The sequence below is a fragment of the Limnospira sp. PMC 1279.21 genome, from assembly GCF_032349615.1.
GTDB classification, from domain to species: domain Bacteria; phylum Cyanobacteriota; class Cyanobacteriia; order Cyanobacteriales; family Microcoleaceae; genus Limnospira; species Limnospira fusiformis.
The window spans coordinates 1-2,313 of record NZ_JARPLU010000329.1; the positions used below are offsets into that span (position 1 = coordinate 1).

Below are 2,313 nucleotides of genomic sequence, written 5' to 3' on the forward strand. Positions count from 1 at the left end.
CTAAAAGCTTTGCGGGATACCGCCTCTGTTACCTTAACGGGTAATAGTGCTATCATCGCATTGTCAGGCAATAGCCGGATAAATGTCGCGTAAATGTATCAGTAATTAATTTATGACTAGCACCACTACCAAAACTAGACTGTACTCAAGCCGTATAGATTTACCGGAAGACACCCGGTCTCAAATTATCACAATCCTCAATCAAAGTTTAGCAACTACTCTCGACCTGAAAACCCAGGTTAAGCAGGCTCATTGGAATGTTAAAGGGCTGAACTTCTACTCCCTACATCTGTTGTTTGATGAACTAGCAGGGGAATTAGAGGGATATGTGGATATGATTGCTGAACGAGTTACCGCCCTGGGAGGTTATGCGATGGGAACGGCTCGTCGGGCAGCGTCTGAATCGATTTTACCAGAATATCCACTAAATATTGATAATGGCACAGATCATATTGTGGCTTTGGCCGATCGCTTTGGTGTGTATGCTAAGTCCCTGCGAGAGGCGATCGACAAAACTGATAATCTGGGTGATGCAGACACAGCAGACCTATATACAGAAATTTCCCGCACTGCTGATATGCGCCTGTGGTTCTTAGAAGCCCACCTACAGGGTAATGCTAATCAGCCATTAGCCAGCCACTAGACTCTTGCATAAAATCCGATAATTTCCGGCTCGATCCCGAAATTACTCCTCAAAGGAGATGATCGATGCAGGTCCAGGATTAGACCTACGTTAAGGGGGTGATGACACCTACAGGTGAGCGCCAGCCTGTTGCTCTGTCGTCTATCTTTAAGGAACGAGATGAGTGGATTTGTAAGCTCCAGTGAGCTAGACGTAAAAAGCCCCTTTAACATGACCGAGGCAAACATTACCCCATCTGGGAGATAGCTTAAATGCCAAATTACCAAAATTACGTTTTTGTGGTTGACACACTGGGGCAACCGTTAAGTCCCACTCATCCGGTTGTATAAATTTTCCTGAGTTTTCCGGTCATTACCAGGTTATAGACTTGCTGATAACCACCATCTGGGCTAGGCTACATTTATCAGAGAAATGGGTTTAAAACCTTGCACTTCAGGGCGACTTTGTGCTAAAACTCAAAGAAGCGGAAAATCAGATGTGTAGTCGTGGCACGCGAACTGACCGTTGTCAAAAGGCTAGTGTCACCAACCTTCCATTAGGTTGCCCCAATACCTCACTGCTCTCTAACAAAGAATATGGCTTCTGTGGGTGAAAATAGAACTTAAAATAGGGTAGGGCATACCCGAATTTACGCTTGGGGAGTAGTCCATAGCGAGTGCTTGCTGTAAAAGGTGTAGTCGGATACGACATGAAACTGTAAGACCAAAACTAACTTAGGTTAGTGGAGGCAGGATTGGGCCCAAGAATCCTCGGACTTCAGGACGAGGAGTGTCAACAGCAAGGTTGTCTAGCCATGAACGGGTCGCCATCATCATCTGACTATACCCCGCAGTTACAAAAACTTATGCGGCGGGCGGGGTTTTCCAGTATACGAGAGTTAAGCCGATATTCAGGGGTCGAGGAGAGACAGTTCTTTCGGCTATGTCAGGGTTTGGTCATGCAGACCCGGGTGGATGTTTTAATGAAAATTGCGGAGGGGCTGGGAATTTCTCTGATGGAACTGTTGAGCATTTTCGCCCCGGAGGAGAGTAGCTTCGCCTATTCGGGGTTTAATTCGGCTTTCCGTCAGGAATATGAACGGCTACAAGCTGAGATGGAACAATTGCGGGAGTCTGTAGGTCGGGAATTTGAACAAGCTAGTTTAGATATTTTGGAATCTTGGTTGTTGAATTGGCCCAAAGTTACCGAAAAAGTTGAGGAAAATCCCCAAATTCCTGCCAAAAATATATTGCCTTTGGTGAAACCAGTGGAGCGACTTGTGCAACAATGGGGAGTGGAGATAATTGCACCGATCGCCTCTGAGGTTCCCTACAATCCGCATCTACACCAGTTAGTCCAGGGAACTGCACAGCCGGGAGATAGGGTGACTGTCACTTCTGCTGGCTACCGAAAGGGCGATCGTCTTCTCTGGCGCGCCCAGGTAAAAGTCCCAACCGATGATAATTTGAGGATTCAGGGAGGTTAGGGAAACCCACATGATGGACTACCCTTTGTGTCTGATTTAGGAGCATGATTTAATCTCAAATTAGGTTAATATTTTAGGGCAATATGGTATAAGAAGCGAGAAGAGTTGAGGATAAACCTATTGCCAGATATGTCAAACCCAAGGAAGCCGCCCAAATCCTTGGAGTCCATGAAAGAACACTCCGCAGATGGGACGAAAATGGCTA

At 46.2% G+C, this 2,313-nt stretch carries 3 protein-coding genes; all 3 read left to right on the top strand.

Going from position 1 to position 2,313, the window contains the following annotated elements; genetic code table 11:
* Positions 1 to 112: 112 nt before the first annotated feature.
* A complete protein-coding gene (gene dps / locus P5683_RS24210) occupies positions 113 to 643 on the top strand; it encodes a DNA starvation/stationary phase protection protein Dps (RefSeq protein ID WP_006622146.1) in 531 nt (176 codons plus the stop codon).
* An 844-nt stretch (positions 644 to 1,487) separates the two neighbouring features.
* A complete protein-coding gene (gene grpE / locus P5683_RS24215; protein ID WP_006622145.1) occupies positions 1,488 to 2,108 on the top strand; it encodes a nucleotide exchange factor GrpE in 621 nt (206 codons plus the stop codon).
* A gap of 119 nt (positions 2,109 to 2,227) precedes the next feature.
* A partial coding sequence (locus P5683_RS24220) for a MerR family DNA-binding transcriptional regulator (RefSeq protein WP_157234530.1) occupies positions 2,228 to 2,313 on the top strand: 86 nt, incomplete at its 3' end.